Origin of the sequence: Streptomyces sp. NPDC059832, assembly GCF_042731715.1 — a bacterium.
Taxonomy (GTDB): Bacteria; Actinomycetota; Actinomycetes; order Streptomycetales; family Streptomycetaceae; genus Streptomyces.
Map to the genome: position 1 here is coordinate 33,328 of NZ_JBHWIY010000029.1, position 21,919 is coordinate 55,246.

Sequence of the window (21,919 nt, forward strand, 5' to 3'; positions counted from 1 at the left end):
GAGCGTCGGTCCGTTCGGTGCTCCTCCATCGCGACGTCGTGCTCACCGCAGGCACTCTCCCCCCGGGCCGCGGTGGCCAGCCCGTTGCATCGGACCGGAGGCCGGGCCAATGCGGTTGCTTTAGTGAGTGCTCTCCAACCCGGCTGTGCGCACGTTGGGTCATCCACCTGCGGGATGAGTTCGGCGTGCGGTGGCTACAGGGCTGCGGTCTTCTTGGAGAGGCAGATTCTTCCCGGCTCGTGAAAGGCAGACCTCATGGCTGAGAAGCCCGCAATCGTGCTGGTCCACGGCTTCTGCGGCGGCGCTGCCCACTGGGGTAAGGTCATCACCGAGCTGCACCATCGCGGATTTGGGTCGCTGCACGCGGTGGAGAATCCGCTGACCTCGCTCGCGGACGACGCCGAACGCACCCGCAAGATGGTCAAGCAGATCGACGGTCCGGTGGTGCTGGTCGGGCATTCCTACGGGGGCGCGGTCATCACCGAGGCGGGTGACCTGCCCAACGTCACAGGTCTGGTCTACATCGCCGCGTTCGCTCCGGACGCCGGCGAGAGTCCGGGCCAGATCAGCCAGGAGAAGCCTCCGGCGGCGTTCGAGAACCTTGCTCCGGACTCCGACGGCTACCTGTGGGTCAAGCAGGACAAGTTCCACGAGAGCTTCGCCCAGGACCTGTCGGCGGAGGAGGCGCTGGTCATGGCCGTCACGCAGAAGGCGCCGCTGGCATCGACGTTCGGCGACAACGTCACCGCGCCGGCCTGGCGCGCGAAGCCGAGCCGATACCAGATTTCCACCAGCGACCGCATGTCCACCCCGATAACGAGCGTCGCATGGCTGAGCGTATGAACCCGCGCAGGACCCTCGAACTGGATGCCGGCCATGCTTCTTTGGCCTCTCGGCCGGACCCGGACACCGACCTCATTGAGGAAGCCGCGGGTACGGGTGTCTGATCGCTGATTCGGCGGTCATCGGGCCAGGCCGCGGGCTTTCCGGTGTAGGCGGCTTTGTGGTCGGCTTGAGGGCAGGTCGTCCGGCCCGTCGACCGCTCTTCGCAGGAGGAGCAAGGTTCATGCCGTAGATCGGGGTTCGGCCTTCGTTCTCGTTGGGCTCCCAGTCGGGGGCCCGCCAGGCCGTCACGTCCTCGGTGAACGGGCCGCAGGTCTGTTCCGCGCCGGCACCCGTGGCCCGGAAGGCGGTGTCGTCGGCCCTCTACAGGTACAGGCCGCCTGCCTTGACCTCGTTCAGCGAGACGGAGAACTTCTCCTTGGACTGCGTGTCCAGGACTGCGCGGCCGCGGTCGGCGATGACCTTCACCGTGGGCTCGCACTTCCCGACGCGGCGGGCCAGAACGGCGTTGCCGTCGCGGCCGGACGCGTCGATGGCACGGGCGTAGGGGGTCTGCCGGGCCTGTGCCCTCGGGGCGGCGACGCTCTGGGCCTCCTCGGCCTCCGTGGTGATCCACTCGGCGATCAGTATGTACGCCTGGGCGTTCCCCTGCGTCAGGTCCGGAACCGGATCCGGGAGCTGGAGATCGAGGAGGGCCAGGAGCTGCGCGCCCGGCAGCGGCCAGGGCAGAGCAGTCCTGGAAGGTCCGGCCGAAACGGTCCGGGGACACCGCGATGCTGCACTGCGGCGGGTGCAGCATGTACAAGAGCGAGCTCGGGTACATCAACCGCGAAGAGACACTGATCGCCCTGGCGGAGGCGGACATCGAGCCGTGCCGGATCTGCAAGCCCGGGACGGGGCTGGAGCAGTGCGGCTGAGCGCCCCGGCTTGGCGGAGTGCGGTTCCGAGTAGACCGGCGGGAGGCATGGATGAGCCTGGATGGGCTGCTGCAGCAGGCGATGCGAGTACATGGTCTGTACGACCAGTTGAATTGGCGTGAACGGGGCCGGGTCTGGACACGGGAAGAGTTCATGCTCGGCTTCATGGGTGATGTCGGCGATCTGGCCAAGCTGGTCATGGCCGAAGAGGGAGCTCGGGACATGCCGGGTGGGCGAGCGGCGCTGGAGCACGAGCTCGCGGACTGTCTGTGGTCGGTGCTCATCCTGGCTCGCCGCTTTGACGTCGATCTGGAGACCGTTTTCTGCCGCACGATGACTGAGCTCGAGACGGCGATCAGCATGCGGCTCGCCGGTGACGAGAACCCATCGTGAGTGCGAGGACCTACTTCGGTCACAAGCAGGCGTAGGCCGTATGGACCGCCCGGCGCGCTTCGGGGGCGCCGGGCTCGCAGGATCGGTCTGTGGAGTTCCAGACCAGGGTGGCGCTGGCCCAGGCGGTTCCGACGCTGCCCGACGGACCGGGCTGGTGGTACGAGCCTTGAGTTCGATGGTTCTCCAGATGCTTCAACATGTCTCATCCCTCCATGTGGGAGGACTCGTGCGGAGCCGTCACGGGCCTGATGATCTTGTTCCCTTCGACCGTTCGCAGCCGCTCGGCGGACAGGCGGACGAAGCGGCTCGGGGATCCAGCACAGCGAGGACCCGCCGTTGTGACGTCGTCGGCAGAGACTCCCGCCGCCTTGCGAAAGTGCTTCGGCCGCGTGGGCGGGGCGATACTGATCGTGACAGTCGCCCCGCCGCCGGGCCGGCCTCGGGCGCGGGCCCGGTCGGTGGGGGACGCACCTTTGTCGATGTCTCCGAGAGGAGCCGTTCATGACCACGGCGAAAGACCTGTTCATCATCGCCATGGACCCGAAGCATTCCGTGGGACAGGGCGACCTGTCCCTCGCACTCGCGGGAGCCGAGCTGATCGATCTCATCGGTGCGGGGGCGGTCGCCGTGGACGGCGACCGCATCGTGCCGAATGCACCGCCGACGCTGGACGATCGGCTCATGGGCGAGGCTGCGGCAGGGCTCACTCGGCAGGCACCCTACGAGCGGATCGAGGACTGGCTGTGGCGCCGGGGCCGAGACCTCTCGGCCGCGTACCAGGCCGCCCTGGAGGAGAACGGTGAGCTGAAGCCGCAGCGAGGCGGCCGGTTGTCCTTCGGCTCCGAACGCGTGGAACCGGTCGATACGCCCGCGCGCCGTCGTGCAGCCGACCGCTGGAAAGAGAAGGAACCCGTCCTGGCCGCCCTCGCCTCGGTCGTGGGCATCGACGACGAACGATCCGATGATGAGACCGGCCTCGATGACGAGGCGGTGACGACCGTGGTGGCCGCCGTCCACGACGCGGTGATGGAGCTGGAGGCCGTACGCCAGAGGCGGACCATCGAGAACGCGGCCTTCGCCAACCTCTGGCGCGGACCGTGAGCCGAGCCCGCCTTGGGGGGCGCGGTCGAGCCCGACGGCGACGGTGAGCGGTCGCAGGGCCGCCGGGCGGCGCCTACAGCATGTCCGTGGACGGAGCCGGGCTGGGTGGTGGAACAGCTCTACGAGGTCGGGGACGGCCGCGATCTGCCGCTCGAAGCGCGGGGTGAGAGCGGCGGGATGCGTTACCGGCTGCGGGCACGTCATCGGCTTCAGGAGCCCGAGACCGATATCGACCGGGCGAGCGATGAGGAGATCATCGCGATGTTCCTGGCCTGCCGGTCGGCCCGGGACCGGCTGACGCTGCTTCTGCTGTCCCATGTCGGGCTCCGGCCGGGTCAGGCAGCGGGGCTTCGTCGGACCGATCCGCATCTGATGATGGATTCGCGCTCGCTGGGCTGCGATATCGAGGGCGCCCACATGCATGTCGCCCGTCGGCAGAACGAGAACGGTGCCTGGTCGAAGTCGAGGAAGTCGTGGGTCATGCCGGTGGACTTCCTGGTGGTGCAGGCATTCGACCAATGCGTCCTGGAGCGCAACGAGTTGCTGGGGGCCGGCGGGCAGTGACTTTCTCCTCGTCGACCTTTTCCAGCCGTCCCTCGGCACCCCCGTCACAACGGGTGCGCTCGGGGAGATGTGCGAGTCGTTGTCCCGGCGGCCCGGTCTCGGCGGCTGATCACTTCGCGCATGTGCCGTCACGCTATGGCCGGCAATGTCGCGGATGCCGGAGGCAAGCTGGACGAGGTCCAGGCCCTGCTGGGCCAGAAGCATCCTGAGTCGGCCCGCCCCTACCTGTATCCGAGCCGGTCCCGGCTGCGGGACGCCCCGCGAACTCACCCGATCCCTGAACCACTGCGGATGATCGGTACCTCCACGGCGGTCACCGCCCGGCTCTCCGCGCTACCGTTCACGCCAGGTGTAGGGGGCGACGGCGGCGGTGTCGATGTCGGTGTCGGGCCAGCGGCGGCGCAGCAGGGCCGCCGTGGACCGGCACCAGGCCGCCAGGTGGGGGAGTACCCGGTGCGCCTCGGCGGTGCGGGCTCCGGATTCCAGCAGGGCCACCATCTGGGTGCGGGAGTCGTTGCCGGGGCTGCGTGCGTCCAGCGTCTTGAGCCGGCCGGTGCGGATCATCACCCAGACCATGGAAGCCGAAGCCAGGCCGAAGCCGAACCGCTGGTCGTCCTCGGCCTCGGGGACCGTCCGGGCAAGAGCTCGGCGGAACGCCTCGACCTGGCCCGGCCCCGATACTCCCAACCAGTTCGGGCCGGGGACTGCGAAGCTGGTCGCGGCGGTGAGGGCATGGCGGAAGCCCGCCCCCTCGAAGTCGATCAGCCGGCCGCCGCCGCTCGGCCCGGTCAGGAAGTTGTGTGACTCGGTGTCGCCGTTGGTCAGGGCCAGGAATGGGCCGGGATCTGTCAGTTCGGCCACGGCCGCTTCCAGATCGCGCTCCGCAGCGGCGGGCAGCGGGACGCCGAAGGCGGCGGCCCGTGCGAGCCCATTCCGCCAGAGGCTGGTGTGGGCGTGTTCCCAGTCGCCCAGCCGGTCAGCGCCGGTGCCCAGTGCCGTGCGGCGGGCGTTGAACAACGCGGCGCGACCAGCGGATGCGGCGGCCAGCTCGCCCATCGAGGAGGCGAAGGCGGTCGGTTCGGCGTCCAGGGCCGGGGTGTGGCCGTCGCGGCGCAGCAGTTTCGGCCAGTTCGGTGCGCGGGTACAGGTCCTCCAGCACGAGCAGGCGGGAGTCCGGTGAGGCGGCGTGCAGGCCTGGTGCGAGATCGAGGCGGAGGTCGTCGGCGATGAAGGCGAGCGCGGCGTGCTCGCACCGCGTCAGCTCCTCAGCGGAGCGGAGGCCGTATCCCTCGGGGCGGAGGCATTTCACGATGACCGTTTCGGGGAGTCCGGGCGCCTCCGCCAGGTGGGCGCGCAGCACCCAGGGATGGTGCAGCGGCTCGATGCGCTCGATGGTGGTCCGGGCCCCGACGGAGGCCGTGAGCAGGGCCTCGATCTCGGCGGATGCGGGAAGGGCGACGTCCAGAGGCGAGGGCATCGGGGGATCCTCGCACGGCCGGGCCGAGAGCATGCAGAATTCTGCGCCGAGCGGCGTTCCGCCGGCGCAACGCCGTTGTAAAACACCGCGGCAGCTTTCGGCTTCGTCATCCTGCCAGCGAGGACATCGCGACCCCTGTCAGGCGCCAGCACCACCCGAACCAGGGACAGCACACCTGTTGCACTCGATACGGTGGATGGAAACAGCGCTGATCTGTGCAGACCTACCCCTGCCGAACCTGCGCAACAGTCCGACCCCAAGAGAACATGGAACTGCGCCCCGGCACCGTGCTGGACGGGGCGGCCGTGATCTGGCGGGACGGTCGGCCGGACTTCGCGGCGGCGCAGTCAGTGACCCGGTCCCGCGCCCTTGCGGGCCGGTATCCGGCCTCCTGTATCTGCTGGGACGTTGCGCAGCACCCGGACAAACGGGCCCTGGTCTGAACGGGCCGGAGAAGCCGGTCAGTTGGCCTGCAGCAGCGGACCGAAGGTGCGCCTGCCGATCTCCTCGGCACGGGCCTGGTCCACGACCGCGCCGGTCACCTCGGGATGCTGCTTGATCCACGTCTCGGCGGACGAAGGGCTGGTGAAGAAGTTCAAGGTGTCGCAGCACACCTCGGCCGCGGGGCCCGTGCAGCCCCGGCGGCCGACGAACACCACAGCCGAAGCGGGCTCCCACACCATCTGCCCGTTCTCGCTGGTGACGCCGACGCTCTCGCCGTTGACCGGATCCACCGAGGAGATCACCGCGTCCGCACCCAGCATCGCGGGGATGCCGACCGCGTCGATCGCGCACATCGACCACACCCGGACGCCGCCCGCGAGCGTGACCCGATGCGGCGTCGCCACCGCGGAGAACGGATACGCCGCATGGATCCAGCCGTCCTGGTCGGTGGTCAGGAAGTCCTCCCTGGCCAAGTCGGCCAGCACGTCCGCCGCCCTCCGGCCGACATCGGCCGCGACCGGCTCCAGCACATCCGGCGCGGGAGCACAGCCAGTGGCAGCGAAGTGCCGCAGCACCGCCTGATGCACTGCCCGCAGCCCGCCGTCCACCGGCGCGACACGGCCCCGCCCGTCCCGGCCCACCAGGTCGAAGGCGTCCAATCCGTAGCAGCCCTCGTCCGCCGCCCCGGTCAGCCCCGCCACGGCCAGGGCCTCGCCCAGAGCTTTCACGCTCGGCGCCCCGCCCGTCTTGCCCTCAGCTTCCCGGTAGATCCGGCACGACACGCTCGGCGCCGCCCCTGCCTGCGCGAACGGATCGAGACCGTTCAGGAGAACGGTCGGCGAGCCGGTCATCCCCACACGCTCGGCCTCCTCCTGGTCGGACACCTCGACCAGCTCCACCTCGGCCTGCCGCCCGGCCAGAGCGGCGATGATCCGCTCCTGCACGACCGGGCCGTTGGGGCAGCCCGGAACAGTCAGCACCGTGATCCGCATAGCGTCATCCTCCCTGCTCATAGCTTTCTGATGCCGACGTTAGACCTTCCAGTGCGCTGGAAGGTCAAGAGCTAGCCTCAGAGCATGCGCATCGGAGACCTCGCTATCGCCAGCGGCCTGACGACCAAGACCATCCGCTACTACGAGCAGGCCGGCCTGATGCCCCCGCCGCCCCGGACCATCAACGGTTACCGCGACTACCTGCCCACCGCCGAGGCCCGTCTGGCGTTCATCCGCGACGCCCGGCACGCCGGTCTCACCCTCGCCGAAATCCGCGGCATCCTCACCCTCCGCGACAGCGGCGAAGCCCCCTGCAGCCACGTCACCGACCTCATCAACCAGCACCTTGACGAGATCAACCGCCGCATGGCCGAGCTCCGCAAGACCCGCACCGCACTCCGCGACCTGGCCCAGCGAGCCGCCGAGACCGTCCCGCAGTCCTGCAGCGACGCCGACAACATCTGCCGCATCATCAGCCCTCCCCGACCCGACTGACACGGCTGCCACCAGCACCGAAGATCCCCGGAGCGAACTTTCATCCCCCTCGCAACGCGACACTTTCCGCAGTCAGACCGACACGCCCCGCCAGCAGCACTTCGCCATAAGAGACATGACCAGCAGGGACAGCCCGACCGCGCAAACAAGCAGGGCATCGAGGGAATCGTCGCGAAGCGTGGCGGCGCGAGCTATCCGTCAGGACGGCGCGGCTGGGTGATGGTACGAAACAGGATGAATTGCTTTGGTTGCAACGGTTCGTAGAGCCTCACCATGAACGTCCTGGCTGATCGGAGACCCTGATGAGGGAACGCCCGGAGCTCCCGCACACGACTGACTAGGTGTACTGACCCGTGAGGTTGGGGACGCGGCTGGGGGGTGGTTGGCCCTTGAGCGCGGTGTGTCCGCGGTGGTGATTGTAGGTGTGCAGCCAGGCCGGGTGGGCGGCGCGTCTGTCGGCCTCGGTCCGGTAGGGGTGTGCGTAGGTCCATTCGTCCAGGAGGGTGCGATTGAACCTCTCGATCTTCCCGTTGGTCTGGGGCCGGTAGGGGCGAGTTCGCTTGTGTGCAATGCCCTGAGCGGTGAGGGAGTTGCGCCACAGGTGACTCTTGTAGCAGGAGCCGTTGTCGGTCAGGACGCGTTCGACGGTGATCCCGGCCTGGGTGAGGAAGGCGTGGGCCCGCTGCCAGAAGGCGACGGCGGTCTCGTTCTTCTCGTCGGCGAGGATCTCGCTGTGAGCGAGGCGGGAGTGGTCGTCGACGGCGTTGTGGAGGTGGCTGTAGCCGGTGCCGGAGCGGGTCTTGCGGCCCGCCTGGCGCCCGGGGGCTTTGTGTCCGCCGCCGTCGGGGATGTTGCCGGGCTTTTTGATGTCGATGTGTACGAGTGCGCCGGGCCGGTTGCGTTCGTAGCGGCGTATGACGCGGCCGGTGGCGTGGTCCAGGTGGGTCAGGCGGGCCAGGTGGCAGCGGGTCAGGGCCCGGTGGACGGTGGCCGGGTTCAGGCCCAGGAGGTAGGCGATGCGGGCCGGTCCCCAGCGGCGCAGGACGCGGACCTTGATGATCCTGCGCTCGGTGCGGGTCGGGGTCCGGCGCCGGCTGTGGTGCGGGCGGCTGGAGCGGTCACTCATGTCCGCCTGGCCCAGCTCGCGGTAGCGGTCGGCCCACCGCCTGGCCGTGGTCGGGGAGACCTGGAAGCGTTCGGCGGCCCTCCGCAGGGGCCGGCCGTCCTCGACCACGCAGCGGGCCAGACGTAGCCGTCCGGTCTCGGTCAGGGGTGCATTACGGTGGAGCACGAGGGCCTTTCTGGTCGCCGGTGCAGATGTCGCAATCCACACCAGGCCAGAAGGCCCTCACCCATTTCAAGATCAATCAGCCGTGAACCCTGTCACCAACCTCCGTGGACAGAACAACTAGCGCAGCTCGATACGGACGCAACAATGATGCGTTTGATACAACGGCGGGCGTGGTCGCTGAAGCGCTCCGGGTCTGATGGAGGCTCGATTCCCTGAGAGGATCGAGTCATGGCCCGTCCGTCCCCCCATCCTGCCGAGCTTCGTGAGCGTGCGGTGCGCATGGTCGCGGAGGTCCGCCCCAACTACCCGACCGAGTGGGCCGCGATGAAGGCGGTCGCTGCGAAGCTGAGCATCGGTGCCGCTGAGACGGTGCGGACGTGGGTCCGCAAGGCCGAGGTCGACGCTGGCCGGCGTCCCGGGGTGACTTCGGAGGAGGCCGCGGAGATCAAGCGGCTGCGAGCCGAGAACGCCGAGCTGCGCCGGGCCAACGAGATCCTCAAGGCGGCCTCGGCTTTCTTCGCGGCCGAGCTCGACCGGCCGTCGAAGCGCTCGTAGCGTTCATCGACGCCCACCGGCAGGTGTTCGGAGTCGAGCCGATCTGCAAGGTCCTGACCGGCCACGGACTGAAGATCGCGACGAGCACCTCCGGAGACGCGATCCGCTCCAGCCATGTGGGTGCCACAGCGGCTACGGCATGCAACGCAGCACGGAGGGTCTCCCCGAGCATGGCTGGCCGGGTCAGCTGCCGTGCTACGGACAGCACGTGGGTCGAGTCCGTACGGGCCTTCCCCCGCTTCTTGAGCAAGCCCCTGTCTTGGGTCGCAGCCAAGATGCGGTCGAACACCTCTTGGCCAGCCTCCGTCGTGGTGAGACGGTCGCGAAACTCGGACAGAACCGAGTAGTGGAACCCCGGGTCCGTCAGCTTGAGGCTGAGGGCGTACTTCCAGTCGATCCGGGCCCGCACCATCTCCGCTGCCTGTCGATCCGTGAGCCCTTCGACGAACTGCATCACCAGAACCAGAACCAGTGCCAGTCGCCCAGGGGTCCACGCGGGTCGACCGCGGGCCGGGTACAACTTGGCGAAGTCCTCGTCCCGGAACAGAAGTTCCAGCTCGTCCCGGATTCTGGTCGCCAGGCTCCCCTGCGGGAATGCAGCCCGCGCAACTTCCACAGTCTCCGCCGGCACCCTGTCCAATCCCTCACCACGCAGCGACACCTATGCGCTCCCCAGACACAACGTCGGCTTCCGCGATCACAACCTGATCGCGGAAGCCGACGTCACGCGCTGGTGCCGATTTCGCCAACAGGATCATGGCAACATGACCCGGCTACCCGACCGGTGCCGAGCCGTGACCACCGGATACGGCAACACCCCGAGTCCTGCCAGGTGCCAGTCACCCTCACTTCACTGCTGCTCTGGATCAGGCCCCATTGAAGACACCCACCAGCACAGGGCTTCGGCGCAGTATTGGGAAAATCTGCCGAGAAGATGAGTATGAAAGCTCACGCGCAGTCGGCGCCTGCCCCCGACGATGAAGATCAACATCGTCGAGACCGGGAGACCGCTCATGCTCAGTCGCGTCGCCGACGCCTTGGTGCCCACCGTCGGCCGCCTGTCGGTGACAGCCGACCCCGGCGCCGAACTTGCGCCTGGCAGTATTGTCGCCGCGAACCACACGTCGTTGGCCGATCCTGCGATCGTGGTTGCCGCACTGCACCGCTTCGGCGCCCGTCCGGTCATCATGGCGGCCGCAGGGCTGTGGCACGTACCGCTCCTCGGTCGCGCGCTCGCCCGTGAAGGACACATCCCCGTCGTCCGCGGAGATCGGCGCGCCGCGGCCGCGCTGGACATCGCAGCAGAAGCGCTGGAACGCGGACGGCTGGTCCTCATCTATGCCGAGGGGGGTCTGCCCCGCCGCAGGGACGCTGCGGAAGCGGCACCCGGAACCTTCCGCAGCGGCCTGGCCCGGCTCTCCGAGCGCACCGGCGCCCCCGTCATACCCATGGGCCAGGCCGGGGCCCGTCGGATTACCTCGGGCAGCACCGCCAAGCAGCTCGTCGGCCTGGTCACGGCGCCTCTGCGCCGACCGGACCTCCACGTGCACATGGGCACGCCACTGGAGCTGACCGGCGACCGCGCCGTCCGGACGGCGCAGGCCCGTACCGCGGTGACCAACGCGTGGCGGACAGCGGCTGCTCACCTGCGCGAACCCGCCGCGCTCACCGCATAGTCCCTGGTGGTCGCTATCAGGTCCTTGTCGTCGACCCGGAACCCATGTGCGGCCGGAGTAGTAGCCGCGCACCGGCACAGGCTCCGTTCTCGCCACGACAAGCGAACCCGCCACTACCAAGCCGTGGTCGCCCCCGCTGCCTCGGAACAGGATTCCAAGAGTTTTCGAATTGCTCGCGCACACGTCACTTCAGACATCCTGCCTCGTCCAAGTCGACAGATTCTCAAGGTATTTCACCAGATATGACGGCCTCTCATGGATCAGGGCGGGTTGAGTTCTGCGGTGTGCGCCGTCCGTCCGGGAGGAATCCTGTCGCGCTCCGGACGCGGAGCCGAAAGGATGCGGCTCATGACTGACGATCTCTTGTTCCTTCGCGCCAGGGAGTTGTGGGTGGAGCTGGCGGGCACACCGGTCGAGTTCCGTCCGTCGGGAGGGGCGCAAGTTGTGGTCGCGCCCGGATCTCGATTGTGTCCGCCGTCGTGGACCGGGATCGTACGGATCGGTGGCGCAGCCATCGTCGCTGCTCCGAGTGTGCGGGTTGCAGGGATGGTGGCCGACGCAGTGCGGACGATGTCCCAGGAAGAGCTTTTCGACATTGCCTGTCTGCGAGCGGTGCTACCTGTGCTCGATGTCCTCGGACCGGCTTCGCTCTTCTATCTGGACCGGGAGGGCTTTCTTCCTGCGTATGAAGGCACCGGGGTCGAGCAGTTGCCGATCGGTGACGGCAGCCTGGCCGCGCTGCTGACCCTGGCCGGGGAGGAAGAGGCCGGTGAGAGCGGTCTGGAGGACATATCCTCTCCTGCCTTCTGTATTCGGCGGGGTGACGAAGTGGTGGCCGCGGCCGGGTACCGGTCCTGGCCGCGGTCGGTGGCCCAACTGAGTGTGCTGGTTGCCCCGGACTGTCGAGGCCGACGGCTGGCGCGGGCCGTGGCGTCCGCGGCAGTGGCCCATGCCCTTGGCGCCGCGTTGCTGCCGCAGTGGAGAGCACGGCCCTATTCTTCGCGGCGTGTGGCTGTGGCGCTGGGGTTCCGGGAGCTGGGTGCCCAGCTGAGCGTTCGGCTCGGCGATTCCCTCGTCGGTCGAAGCCGGTAAGGAAGGACCTCTGTACGCCTCCTCCGTGAATGCCATGTCGTGTGAGAACAGCGAGCCCAACCTCTCCAGCAGCGCGGCAACAGCTCAGGTGAGTAGCGTGCGCTTGCCGACTGCGCTGCGGCAGGACATCAGCCGTCGATGATCGCGGTGGCTTCCACCTCGACCAGGTAATCGGGTGCGGCCAGTGCCGCAACACCCAGCAGCGTGCCCGGCGCGACCGGGGTGCCCCCCAACTTCGCGGCCGCCCGGGAGACCCCTTCCAGGAACAGGGGCATCTTGTCGGGGGCCCAGTCGACGACGTACACAGTCAGCTTCGCCACGTCCTCGAAGGAAGCACCGACCGCGGTCAGGCCGGTGCCGATGTTGAGATAGCTCTGCTCGACCTGAGCGGCGAGGTCACCCTCGCCGACCGTGGCCCCGTCGGCATCACAGGCGACCTGCCCGGCGACGAAGACCAGTTTCGAACCAGTCGCGATCGATACCTGCCGATAGGCATCGATCTCCGGCAGTCCGTCGGGGTTCACCAGGGTGATGGCCATGCTGCCCGCCTCCTTGTCATGAGAGCCCGAAGGTTCGCTTGCACCGAACCGCAATCGTTTCGGTCTCTTGTGGTTACTCGGAAACCGTAGGAGAGTGACCGCTGACATGGAAGAACGCACTTTTCAGTGACCGGGGAACTTCATGGTTACCAAGCAGTTCAAGGGACTGCCCGACGAAGCGGACTTGACGCGCGCGGACTCCCTGGCGCGGGAGATCTTCTCGGACATCGCCAACAAGTGGGCGCTCCTGATCATCGAGACTCTCGGTGACGGCACCCTGCGCTTCAGCGAGCTGCGCAACGGGATCGAGGGCATCAGTCACAAGATGCTCACCCAGAACCTGCGCATGCTGGAGCGCAACGGCCTGGTCGACCGGACCGTGCACCCCACTGTGCCGCCGCGGGTCGAGTACACCCTCACCGAGTCGGGTCGAGCCCTACGGGCGACAGCTGAGGGGATGTGTGGCTGGACCCGCCAGTACCTCGGTCACATCGAGGCCGCCCGCCGCCGCTTCGACGCCTGACGAGGGCGATTGCGTCGCTGCCTTCAGCCCGACTGGCCTGGCGGCTGCAGTCCGCACCTCATGACCGTGGAGGCAGCAGACCCCCGTCAGGCGCACCGCCGGGGCCCGCCGGCTCGCACGCCCCGGCAGCACCGCCGCGACGAGGGGCTCGGGTGCTCCCGGGGCAGCCCGACCAGCAAAATCCACCTCGCCGGTGAAGGCGGACGACGCCATAGCCTCATGCTGTCATGGCCATCCGGCGACAAATCGGCGCTGTCGCCGAGCCGAGACGAGTGGGGCGGCGAAGTGGAGTGCGGCTTGGCAGGAGATGGCGAGCTTGTCGGTTCGCATGGCCGGACCGCGCCGCTGTTCGAGTCGATTGATGCACCGCTCCACAGTGTTGCGTTGCTTGTAGGCCTCAACATCGAAGCTGGGTGGTGACCTCCCGCGCGGCCTCGCCGCAGACGGTGGCCGACCTGATCGGCGGGCTGCGGATTATCTGCCCGAGCGCCTCGTCGGCACAGATGCACATGGATTGCGGGGGACGAGTAGGTGAGATCCGCGAGGATGGACGCCGGTCGGGTTCCGGGCCTCCCCAACCCGGTGCGCGGAACCCGAATCCTCGCCATGACCGCCTCGGATGCTGACGCGTCACCTGCCTGGCCTGCGGTGAGAAGCCGTATCTCAACCGGTCTTGGAACGTGTGGGTCGAACAGGGTTCCCGCGCGGGTGATCTACGGCCGGTCGGCGCATGAGGGCAGGGCCTCTCGGTAGCTCGGGGATGCGAATCTGACCGAGCAAGACCGGGAGGCCCTGGTGTCGTTGTTGTACGCGTCCGAGCACGTTCAGTTCAACTCGGCTGCTCCATAGTGTGATTGCCTCGCGCATGTGTACGGCAACGCGGCCGACCATCCGGGCCGGGAACGCCGGTATCCCTCGGACATGTCGGACGCGGAATGGGCGGCTGTGCGGTCGTTGCTACCGGTACCGGCCAGGCTTCAAGGCCGGGGCGGACAGCCCGAGGGCTACTGCCACCGTCAGATGCTGGACGCGATCCGCTACCTGGTCGCGGGCGGGATCTCCTGGCGGGCGATGCCCACGGACTTCCCTGATTGGGGCCGGGTCTACGCCTTCTTCCGCCGCTGGCGCGAGCATGGGCTGATCACAGAGTTCCACAACCGGCTGCGCGGACGGGTGCGTGAGCGGGAGGGCCGTGAGGCGGAACCGACGGCCGGGATCATCGACGCGCAGTCGGTGAAGGCCTCCGCGTCCGTGCCCACGGCCTCAAGCGGGTACGACGGCGGGAAGAAGGTGCCGGGCCGCAAGAGGCACATTGTGACCGACACACTCGGCCTGCTGCTGGTCGTCGCGGTGACGGCCGCGAACGTGGGAGACCGGGATGCGGCCGTGCCCCTGCTGGAGCGGCTGCGGTCGCTGCACCGGGGGATCACCGGAGCCGGGATGGCGTGCGGGTCCATTGCGCGGACGGGCGACAGGAGACGTTCGACCTCGTGAGCGGCGCGGACGGTGCCTGGTCCCGGGTCCGCCCGGCGGTCTCGTCCGCGACGGACGGCGACGACGGACCGCTCGTGTGGCGCCTGCCGAACCACAAACGCCGTTTCGGCCCCGGCGGCCCGCTCGGATGGTTCGTCAGCACCCAGCACGGGCGCGGCCTGTTCGAGATCAGTCCGGGCACCAGTGTGGTCCTGTGGTGGCACAGGCTGGACGGCCCGGCACCGATCCCGCCTACACCGACGGAATCGTCCGCGTCGGCACGCGCACCGCCCGGTACCATGCTCGCGGTGGACGCCGGGACCGTTCGCGGCCCCGTCCCCGAGCGCGGGGCCACCTGCGGATCCGAGGTGACGGAGGGGCAGCGGTTTGATGTGGACCGACACGGCCTTCCTGGTCCACGCAGATCCGGGCGAGGTACTGCGTACGGCACCGCCACCGGCCGACGAGGACGAGCGGCGCACCGCTGCCGTGTACCGCTCGGTTTCCCTGCGGCTCAGCCGGGCCGACGGCGTGGGCCGGGCCCAGCTGTTGTCCCTGGAGGCGGCCCGGTTCGGATGGCCCGGCCTGGCGGAACGGTTCGCCGCGGCCGCACCGTCCGGGGAGCCGACCGCGCCTTGGCAGGTGGGCTGGGCCACGGGACGGCGGGCCGACGAGCGGACCGTGCGGGTGATGCGTTGCGACGGCGTGCACGCGGTGCTCGCCGAACGGAACGGGCGCCTGGTTGCCGTGGACGCCGGTCCGTTCGGCGAGGTGAAGGCCCTGGACGTGCTCGACGGCACCTCGACGGACCTTTTCCAGGCCCCGCAGGACGCCCGGTTGGTGGGATCGGTCGAGGCGGGCGGAAGCATACTCGTCCTCACCGGCCACGAGGCACGCGACCGGCACTGGAACACCGACCGGCAGGGGCCCGACGACACCGTACGGGCCTGGGACCTGAGCACCGGCGAGCCGGTGGGCGAGCCGCTCTCCGTGGCGCATGGCCGCCTCGCCACGGTGGCGGCCGGGCAGATGGACGGCCGGGTGCTCCTGGTCAGCGGTGGCTGGGACGGGCTGGTCCGGGTCTGGGATCCGGCCACCGGCCGGGAAGTCACCGAGCCCGTCGGAGGACATCAGGGCTGGGTGACCGCCGTCGCGACGGCGAGGGTGGCGGGCCGCCCGGTCGCCGTCACCGCGGGGGAGCACGACCATCACGTCCTGGTCCGGGACCTGCTCAGTGGCCGCCCCATCGGTCGGCCGCTGACAGGTCACACCGCACCAGTCCTGGCCGTGGCCACCACCCACGCGGGCGGCCGGGCCCTGGCGGTCACCGCGAGCGAGGACCACACGGCGCGCGTCTGGGACCTGGCCACCGGCGAGCAACTCGGCGCCCCGCTCACCGGCCACGGCCACCGTGTCAGCGCGGTCACCACCGCCCGCGTGGACGGCCGTGCCCTCGCCGTCACCGGCGGCTGGGACGACACCGTCCGGGTATGGGACCTGCTCACCGGCGCGCAGCTTGTCGACGCATTCACCGGCCACGACCAGCCGGTGCGCGAGGTGGGGGTCACTGCTTCGGACACGGGGCCGGTCGTGGTCGCCCGCGCCTCCGACGGCTTGTTGCGTACTTGGCACCTCACCGGACACCGCCACGGCGGCGATGCCGTCGACGGTCCGGGCCGGGAGACTGCGGCTCTGACCACGGCGACCATGGGCTGCCGCCGGCTCGTGGCCACGGGCCGGTACGACGGGACGGTCGACCTCTGGGACCTCGCGCGTCCCCGCACCAACCAGCCCCTGCCCGGCCACACCGACGCGGTTCTGGCCGCGGGCATGGCCAAGGCAGTCGTGGACGGGCGCACCCTGCTGCTCACCGTGGGCCGGGACGGGCTCGTGCGGATCGCCGACCTGGAGACCCGTGAGACGTGCGGGGCACCGCTCGACTGCCGGGACACGGAGCCGGCCGCCCTCGCGACGGCCGTCGTCGACGATCGGACTCTCGTCCTGGTCGGCACCCGGACCGGAACGGTCCGGATCTGGGACTTGGCCGGACGGCAGGAGATCGGACCGCCCCTGGCCACCGGTGACGACCAGGGGGTACGAGCGGTCGGCGCCATTCCGGTCGACGGCGACACCACCCTCGTCACCGGTCACGCCGACCGCACCGTCCGGATCTGGCGCCTGAGCGACCGTGCCTCGCTCGGTCGGCCGCTGCACGGCCATGCCCGCGCGGTGGAGCGTGTCGCGACGGCCCTCGTGGACGGTACGCCCGTCGCCGTCACCACCGCCGGGTACGACCCCCACCCGAGGGTCTGGGACCTCACGACGGGCCGGGAGCGCGGCGAGCCGCTGTACGGCCACCACCACCGGATCGCCGACCTGGCCCTCACCACGCTCGACGACCGGACCATCGCCGTCACCGGCGGCGACGACGCCACCGTGCGCGCCTGGGACCTGCATACCCACACCCGGATTCACCGTGCCTTGCGCTTCCCCTACCGGGTGCACAGCGTGACTCCCGTCGACGGTGGCGCACTGCTGGTCGGCTTCGCCGACGAACTGGCCCTGCTCCCCCGGACCGTCACGGCAACGTGACCGGCCACCCGAATCAGTGGGGTGGCCCTTCTGGTATGTGGTGGGCCTGGTGACGATCAGTGAGTGGCCCGGCGGTTGCGGGCGGTTGACTGCTGGTGATGATTCAGGATCAACAGCGCACACGCACTTGTGGCGAGTGAGGTCCGGCCGCAGCAGACGCCGCCAGGAGCGCGCCGGCGTCTGCCGTGCAGGTGATCACTTCCTCGTCGTCGACTGGTGGGCGTGACGGTGACGGTTGCCGGCAAGCGGAGTACTCCTGCGAAGGATGACGTCCGGTGCGCCGGGACTGCTCGATGTACGTGAAGAGCGTGGGCGCACCGGACGTCACGACGCGGCGGATTCATCGCGCGGCGTCCGGACCGGACGCCCCCTTGTGTGGGGTTCGCCGGTTTTCGCGTGCGGACTGTACGGCTGGTCCATTCACTGGGACGAAGGGCACCGGCCGCTCCCCACCGCGTCGTCGACGGCCTCGCCGCCCGCACCCGCCGGCTCGGGGAACTGATGCCCGAAGTCGCCCCGGCCTACCTGCCCGGCACCGAAGCTGCCGGTGTCCTGGTCCCGCCGTGCGACGCGCGGCGAGCGTCTCTCACCGATGTCTGAGTGACGGCCGGCCAGTTGGACCGATGCGCGTCGTCACCAGGGCATCGGCGGGCCCTCAGCAGCCTGCGGTGACGTTCTCGCAGTACACCCAGCCCGTATTGCCGTTGTCGTTCTTGACGTAGTACCACCTGTTGCCCGCATCGTTGTACGCATAGTGCGACCACCAGACGGGCATCTCCGGGAAGATGACGCCTGTCGGCGCGCAAGTAGCGCGATAGCACTCTCGGATGTTGGCGTATTTGGTGGCTTCTGTGGGCGTCCATGTGGCGGCCTGGGCGCTGGTCGAGACGGACAGCGCGAGAGCGGCGGCGCCGAAGGCACCAAGAACGGCAGTGCGTTTGCGCATGGCGAAAGTCTCCTTCTGACAGTACGGAACAACCCTGAACAAGCCGGGGAACGTCGGTTGTACCGGTGCGCCCTTTTGGCTGCCGCCCACTCTGGACGTTCATCGGCGGGAGTGACCAGGGGTTCGGCCCGTCCCGGACATGTCCCAACCGCTGTCCCACCACCCCGACCGTGCACCGCCGCCTCGTCACCCGGCCCCGTGCCGGGTTCTGGGGTCGGGCGCACCAGTATGTGATCCAGTCCCTCGAAGGGCAGCGCCTGATCGATCTGTCCCGTGCGGCCTCGGCTCCGCCTGAATCACCGCTACGAACGGAACCCCGGTGGCCGCCTGGCCCCTCCCGACCGGACGGGGTCGTTCTTCGGTGTGTTGAGGGCCAGGTCGGTGGCGAGTGTGCCGACACAAGCCGTCCTGCACCATGAGGCGCTCCTCCCGGTACGGGCTTCTCGACCCGCTCACGGAACCGCGGCACGACCGGCGGGAGACGGACCTGCGCTGCCGACCGGACCAGACCCACTTCAAGGCGGCCCGCCTCCGCGAGGCACGCGAGCAGTTCCAGGCCGTGCTCGCCATGCTCGCCGTGCCGGCAGCCGGGCCCATGCCGGAGCGTACGCACGGGCGACCGCGGGCCCGGAACTCTGTGCGGCGGCCTGGCCTCCGGAACATCTCCCGCCGGCTGCCCGGGTTCAGTACTCCACGGGTTCGCGGATGATCGGGCAGGTCATGCAGTGGCCGCCGCCGCGACCGCGGCCCAGTTCGGCGCCGACGATGGTGATGACCTCCACGCCCGCCTTGCGCAGTTGGGTGTTGGTCTGGGTGTTGCGGTCGTAGGTGAAGACCACGCCGGGTTCGACGGCGACGGCATTGTTGCCGCTGTCCCACTGTTGGCGCTCCGAGGCGTAGGCGTCGCCCCCGGTCTCGACGACCTGGAGGCCGGGCAGTCCCAGTGCCTTGGCGACCACCTTGACGAACGTGCCCTTCCCCTCGTCGACGACCTCCACTCCGAGTGCTCTGTCGGCCGGGTGGAGGGAGAAGGTGTGGATGGCGTCGACGATGGCCGGGTAGAGCGTGACGATGTCTCGGTCGGCGAAGGTGAAGACGGTGTCGAGGTGCATCGCGGACCGCAGCCTGGGCATCCCGGCGACGATGACGTGCTGGGCCGCGCCCGCGGCGAACAGGGCTGCGGCGACCTGGGTGATGGCCTGCCGGGACGTCCGTTCGCTCATGCCCATCAGGACGACGCCATTGCCGATCGGCATGATGTCGCCGCCCTCGAACGTGGCCTGTCCCCAGTCCTGTTCGGGATCACCCCACCACACGTCCGATCCCTTGTAGTCCGGGTGGAAGGTGTAGAGCGCCTTCATCAGCAGCGTCTCGTCGTGCCGGGCGGGCCAGTACAGCGGGTTGAGGGTGAGTCCGCCGTACAGCCAGCATGTGGTGTCCCGTGTGTAGAGGGTGTTGGGCAGCGGCGGCATGAGGTACTCGCGGGCGTCGGCGGAGGATCGGGCCAGGGCCAGGTACCCGGAGCGGTACTCCTCAGGCAGGTCGTCGGTGGCCAGGCCGCCGATCAGGTACTCCGCGAGTTGCTGGGGGGTGCGGGACTCCAGGAAGGCACGAGTGCCGTCGATGAGGCCCAGGCCGACTTCGTTGGGGATCACCTTGCGGTCCAGGAGCCATGACCGGGCGTCGGGGAGCGCCATGGTCTCGGCCAGGAGGTCGTGCAGTTCGACGACCGCCACGCCGCGTCCGCGCAGTTTGTTGACGAAGTCGGCGTGATCACGCTGGGCGTTCTCCACCCACATCACGTCGTCGAAGAGCAGGTCGTCGGCGTTGGTGGGGGTCAGGCGGCGATGGGCGAGTCCGGGCCGGCAGACCAGGACCTTGCGCAGTCGGCCGACCTCGGAGTGGACGCCGTACGCGGTGGCGGGGTGGACGCTGGGATTGGTCATGGCTGCCCTTTCGGTGACGGCGCTTCAAGGTGGTTACGGACATGACGAGTTGGGATCAGATACTGATCCATCCCGCCGCCAGGGCGACGATGCCGACGACGGCGCCGGCTGCCGAGACGGCGAGGATGACGACCTCTCCCGGAGAGAAGGGCCTGCGGCCCTGCTCGCGGCGGGCCATCACGAACAGCGCGGAGGACGGGGCGTAGATGATGAGCGACACCAGGAGGTACTTCAGGCCGGCGGCGTAGATCAGGAATGCGGTGTAGACGGTGGCGAGGATGCTGATGGTCAGCTCGCGCCCGGGGCGGGGCGATCGGTCCGCGCCGCCCCGGCCGACCGCCACCTTGACCGCGTAGCCGGCGGCGAGAAGGAACGGGATGAGGCTGAGCGCGCTGGTCAGGTCGAGGGCGAAGTTGAAGGCGTCCTCGGAGAAGGCCGTGACCACCAGGACGACCTGGGACAGGACCGTGGTCATCAGCAGGGCAGGAACCGGCACATCGGCCCGGTTGGACCGGCGCAGGAAGCGCGGCATGTCGTCGTCCTTGGCGGCGACGAACAGCACTTCGGCCGCCATGAGGGTCCAGGCGAGATAGGCGCCGAGCACGGACACGATGAGCCCGACGCTGACGAAGACCCGGCCCCAGGTGCCGACGGCTGCCTCGAGGACGCCGGCCATCGACGGCTGTCGGAGTTCGGCGATCTCGTGCATGGGCAGGATGCCGTAGGAGACGACGGTGACGGAGGCGAAGACGCAGAAGACGCTGATGAAGCCGAGCAGGGTGGCGCGACCGACATCCTCGCGTCGTTTGGCGTGGCGGGAGTAGACGCTGGCGCCTTCCACGCCGAGGAAGACGAAGACGGTCGCCAGCATGGTGCCGCGGACCTGGTGGAAGAGGGATCCGGCATAGTCGGCGCCCGCGAAATTCTCGGCGAAGACGTCGGGCTTGAGGCAGAAGAGAGCAAGGATGATGAAGACGAGGATCGGGACGATCTTCGCGACAGTGACGATCCTGTTGATCGCCGTGGCCTCCTTGACCCCACGTCGGATGAGAAAGAAGAACGCCCACAGGCCGGCCGTCGACAGCACGATCGCCAGCGCAGTGTCACCCTCTCCGAGAGCGGGCGCGACGGAGCCGATCGTCGACATGATGAGCACCCAGTAGGTGACGTTCCCGACGCAGGCGCTGGCCCAGTAGCCGACGGCCGAGAAGAATCCGAGGTACTCGCCGAACCCGGCCTTGGCGTACGCGTACACGCCGGCATCGAGGTCCGGTCTGCGGACCGCGAGTGCCTGGAAGACGAAGGCGAGCATCAGCATGCCGGTCCCCGCGACCCCCCAGGCGATGAGGGCTCCGGCAACTCCGGTCTCCTCGGAGAACCGGCGCGGCAGGGAGAACACACCGGCCCCGACCATGGAGCCGACCACCATCGCGGTGAGTGTCGGAACGGTCAGCTTGGCGGCCTGTCCGGCGGTCGGTGCCTCGTCCGTCGTGCTCATGGGACTCCTAGGGTGCGAGTGGAGTGGAGGGTTTACGCGGAGAGGTTGTCCCGGCCTTCCCGCAGGGGGCAGGGGTGCCTCGGCCCTGGGCCGGCACGACGCGAGGTGCCCGGTGCGGTGCCTGCGGACATCAGGGCGCCGCACGCCGGGAGTAATCCGGGAGGGGGGCCGAAGGCCCCGGTGAGTCCACGTGAGTCCACGTCAGTACCGTGCCCGGGAAGGTTCGGAGAGGGATGGGGCGTCCGGCAGGGGGCGCAGGATCTGCCGACCTGCGTCCGGTGGCCGTGGTGCCGCGTCCCACGTTCCTCAGCCCGAATACATCGGTTGAAAATTCGTATTACGGACATTATCAATCCAACGGTTGAATCGCTCGTAACCCGGCAAATATCCGTCGTCCACTCGATCGTCGGCGCTACCCGGGCAGCACCCATGCCCGGGTGGCACCGGCCGACACCTGGTACTGGTGTGCGACCGATTCGGTGCGGGGTGGAAGCGGTCACGCGGATCGCCGTGTGCCCCGGCCGTCGGGTCACCGTCGTGACCAGGCGTGGCCTAGGCTGAG

At 69.0% G+C, this 21,919-nt stretch carries 20 protein-coding genes and 4 pseudogenes; 14 read left to right on the forward strand and 10 right to left on the reverse strand.

The genetic code is table 11. The features are described from left to right. Window positions 1-255: 255 nt before the first annotated feature. The 5 genes and pseudogenes from ACFV8T_RS34795 (at window position 256) to ACFV8T_RS34815 (ending at window position 3,818) form a co-directional block, all read left to right on the forward strand. Window positions 256-843, forward strand: a complete 588-nt coding sequence (locus ACFV8T_RS34795; RefSeq protein ID WP_385335387.1) for an alpha/beta hydrolase — start codon at window positions 256-258, stop codon at window positions 841-843. 749 nt (window positions 844-1,592) lie between these two features. Further along, window positions 1,593-1,760 (forward strand): annotated as a pseudogene (locus tag ACFV8T_RS34800) (DUF6233 domain-containing protein); the annotation flags it as partial. 51 nt (window positions 1,761-1,811) lie between these two features. Then, a complete protein-coding gene (locus ACFV8T_RS34805) occupies window positions 1,812-2,153 on the forward strand; it encodes a MazG nucleotide pyrophosphohydrolase domain-containing protein (RefSeq protein WP_385335389.1) in 342 nt (113 codons plus the stop codon). 501 nt (window positions 2,154-2,654) lie between these two features. Then, window positions 2,655-3,254, forward strand: coding sequence for a GPP34 family phosphoprotein (locus tag ACFV8T_RS34810; RefSeq protein WP_385335391.1), 600 nt, complete (start codon window positions 2,655-2,657; stop codon window positions 3,252-3,254). A 105-nt stretch (window positions 3,255-3,359) separates the two neighbouring features. Further along, window positions 3,360-3,818, forward strand: a complete 459-nt coding sequence (locus ACFV8T_RS34815) for a hypothetical protein (protein ID WP_385335393.1) — start codon at window positions 3,360-3,362, stop codon at window positions 3,816-3,818. A gap of 333 nt (window positions 3,819-4,151) precedes the next feature. Here ACFV8T_RS34815 and ACFV8T_RS34820 read toward each other — a convergent pair whose 3' ends face one another. Beyond that, window positions 4,152-4,874, reverse strand: coding sequence for a hypothetical protein (locus ACFV8T_RS34820; protein WP_385335395.1), 723 nt, complete (start codon window positions 4,872-4,874; stop codon window positions 4,152-4,154). After that, window positions 4,795-5,295 carry a hypothetical protein gene (locus ACFV8T_RS34825; RefSeq protein ID WP_385335397.1) on the reverse strand — a complete coding sequence of 167 codons (501 nt, stop codon included), beginning with the start codon at window positions 5,293-5,295 and terminating at the stop codon, window positions 4,795-4,797. Before ACFV8T_RS34825 ends, ACFV8T_RS34820 begins: the two co-directional genes overlap by 80 nt. A 266-nt stretch (window positions 5,296-5,561) precedes the next feature. On the opposite strand from ACFV8T_RS34825, the gene ACFV8T_RS34830 reads away from it, so the two are divergent. Next, window positions 5,562-5,738 (forward strand): hypothetical protein, encoded by a 177-nt coding sequence (locus ACFV8T_RS34830; protein WP_385335399.1) that lies wholly within the window; start codon window positions 5,562-5,564, stop codon window positions 5,736-5,738. A gap of 18 nt (window positions 5,739-5,756) precedes the next feature. On the opposite strand, the gene merB is transcribed toward ACFV8T_RS34830, so the two are convergent. Then, complete coding sequence (merB, locus tag ACFV8T_RS34835) at window positions 5,757-6,731, reverse strand: organomercurial lyase (protein WP_385335401.1); 975 nt, start codon at window positions 6,729-6,731, stop codon at window positions 5,757-5,759. 84 nt (window positions 6,732-6,815) lie between these two features. On the opposite strand from merB, the gene ACFV8T_RS34840 reads away from it, so the two are divergent. Then, window positions 6,816-7,226 (forward strand): heavy metal-responsive transcriptional regulator, encoded by a 411-nt coding sequence (locus tag ACFV8T_RS34840; protein WP_385335403.1) that lies wholly within the window; start codon window positions 6,816-6,818, stop codon window positions 7,224-7,226. Between the two features lie 337 nt (window positions 7,227-7,563). On the opposite strand, the gene ACFV8T_RS34845 is transcribed toward ACFV8T_RS34840, so the two are convergent. Next, entirely contained in the window at window positions 7,564-8,517 is a 954-nt protein-coding gene (locus ACFV8T_RS34845) for an IS481 family transposase (RefSeq protein ID WP_385335405.1), read from the reverse strand. Between the two features lie 228 nt (window positions 8,518-8,745). On the opposite strand from ACFV8T_RS34845, the pseudogene ACFV8T_RS34850 reads away from it, so the two are divergent. Further along, window positions 8,746-9,161: pseudogene (locus ACFV8T_RS34850) on the forward strand (IS3 family transposase); the annotation flags it as partial. Here ACFV8T_RS34850 and ACFV8T_RS34855 read toward each other — a convergent pair. Beyond that, window positions 9,161-9,733: pseudogene (locus tag ACFV8T_RS34855) on the reverse strand (transposase); the annotation flags it as partial. The pseudogenes ACFV8T_RS34850 and ACFV8T_RS34855 overlap by 1 nt on opposite strands. Window positions 9,734-10,085: 352 nt before the next feature. On the opposite strand from ACFV8T_RS34855, the gene ACFV8T_RS34860 reads away from it, so the two are divergent. Further along, window positions 10,086-10,748 carry a lysophospholipid acyltransferase family protein gene (locus ACFV8T_RS34860; protein ID WP_385335407.1) on the forward strand — a complete coding sequence of 221 codons (663 nt, stop codon included), beginning with the start codon at window positions 10,086-10,088 and terminating at the stop codon, window positions 10,746-10,748. A 348-nt stretch (window positions 10,749-11,096) separates the two neighbouring features. Continuing rightward, window positions 11,097-11,840 carry a GNAT family N-acetyltransferase gene (locus tag ACFV8T_RS34865; protein WP_385335409.1) on the forward strand — a complete coding sequence of 248 codons (744 nt, stop codon included), beginning with the start codon at window positions 11,097-11,099 and terminating at the stop codon, window positions 11,838-11,840. Window positions 11,841-11,968: 128 nt separating this feature from the next. On the opposite strand, the gene ACFV8T_RS34870 is transcribed toward ACFV8T_RS34865, so the two are convergent. Next, a complete protein-coding gene (locus tag ACFV8T_RS34870; RefSeq protein WP_385335411.1) occupies window positions 11,969-12,379 on the reverse strand; it encodes a RidA family protein in 411 nt (136 codons plus the stop codon). 142 nt (window positions 12,380-12,521) lie between these two features. Between ACFV8T_RS34870 and ACFV8T_RS34875 the strand changes: the two genes are divergently transcribed. Then, window positions 12,522-12,902: a winged helix-turn-helix transcriptional regulator gene (locus ACFV8T_RS34875; RefSeq protein ID WP_385335413.1), complete on the forward strand. Its 381-nt coding sequence runs from the start codon at window positions 12,522-12,524 to the stop codon at window positions 12,900-12,902. 225 nt (window positions 12,903-13,127) lie between these two features. Here the strand turns inward: ACFV8T_RS34875 and ACFV8T_RS34880 are convergent. Then, a pseudogene (locus tag ACFV8T_RS34880) lies at window positions 13,128-13,555 on the reverse strand (IS5/IS1182 family transposase); the annotation flags it as partial. Window positions 13,556-13,823: 268 nt separating this feature from the next. Here ACFV8T_RS34880 and ACFV8T_RS34885 point away from each other — a divergent pair. From ACFV8T_RS34885 to ACFV8T_RS34895, 3 genes are all read left to right on the forward strand, one after another. After that, window positions 13,824-14,396 carry an IS5 family transposase gene (locus ACFV8T_RS34885; RefSeq protein WP_385335415.1) on the forward strand — a complete coding sequence of 191 codons (573 nt, stop codon included), beginning with the start codon at window positions 13,824-13,826 and terminating at the stop codon, window positions 14,394-14,396. Between the two features lie 369 nt (window positions 14,397-14,765). Then, complete coding sequence (locus ACFV8T_RS34890; RefSeq protein ID WP_385335417.1) at window positions 14,766-16,967, forward strand: WD40 repeat domain-containing protein; 2,202 nt, start codon at window positions 14,766-14,768, stop codon at window positions 16,965-16,967. A 396-nt stretch (window positions 16,968-17,363) separates the two neighbouring features. Continuing rightward, on the forward strand, window positions 17,364-17,567 hold the full coding sequence (locus tag ACFV8T_RS34895) for a hypothetical protein (RefSeq protein ID WP_385335419.1): 204 nt from the start codon (window positions 17,364-17,366) through the stop codon (window positions 17,565-17,567). 55 nt (window positions 17,568-17,622) lie between these two features. Here ACFV8T_RS34895 and ACFV8T_RS34900 read toward each other — a convergent pair whose 3' ends face one another. The 3 genes from ACFV8T_RS34900 to ACFV8T_RS34910 form a co-directional block, all read right to left on the reverse strand. After that, the gene (locus tag ACFV8T_RS34900) at window positions 17,623-17,913 is read right to left on the reverse strand and encodes a hypothetical protein (RefSeq protein WP_385335421.1); all 291 of its coding nucleotides are present in this window, start codon (window positions 17,911-17,913) and stop codon (window positions 17,623-17,625) included. A 683-nt stretch (window positions 17,914-18,596) separates the two neighbouring features. After that, window positions 18,597-19,859, reverse strand: coding sequence for an arginine deiminase (locus tag ACFV8T_RS34905; RefSeq protein ID WP_385335423.1), 1,263 nt, complete (start codon window positions 19,857-19,859; stop codon window positions 18,597-18,599). 55 nt (window positions 19,860-19,914) lie between these two features. Then, entirely contained in the window at window positions 19,915-21,357 is a 1,443-nt protein-coding gene (locus ACFV8T_RS34910; protein WP_385335425.1) for a basic amino acid/polyamine antiporter, read from the reverse strand. Between the last annotated feature and the right edge of the window lie 562 nt (window positions 21,358-21,919).